At 61.4% G+C, this 337-nt stretch carries 1 protein-coding gene; it reads right to left on the minus strand.

Annotation, left to right across the window (positions count from 1 at the left end; translation table 11 throughout):
* Positions 1-337, minus strand: a 337-nt coding sequence (locus AK963_RS30790; protein WP_175404817.1) for a VCBS domain-containing protein, incomplete at both ends; no start/stop codon positions are given.

Below are 337 nucleotides of genomic sequence, written 5' to 3' on the forward strand. Positions count from 1 at the left end.
TGTTTTCACCGGTGCCGCCATCCACAATCTCGGTCACCGCGCCGGTGACATCGGTGGCTGCAGTAATGGTCGGTACATCATTGGTGCCGGTGATGGTCACCGTCACCTGCTGGTCCACGGTGCCGCCGTTGCCATCGTTGACCGTCACCGTGTAGGTCTGGGTCAGCACCTGACCCGCGGCCAGGTCATCAATATCGGCATCGGGGACACTGAAGGTCCAGTCCACCTGCCCGGTGCCGTCACTGGTGGTGTTGTTGTTGACCGTTGGGGTAAAGGTGCCGAGATAGCCGCTGGTGTCGGAGGTGACACTGACGGTCTGGACATCGGTGAGGTCCAC

It is taken from the genome of Endozoicomonas atrinae (assembly GCF_001647025.1).
Classification (GTDB): Bacteria; Pseudomonadota; Gammaproteobacteria; order Pseudomonadales; family Endozoicomonadaceae; genus Endozoicomonas; species Endozoicomonas atrinae.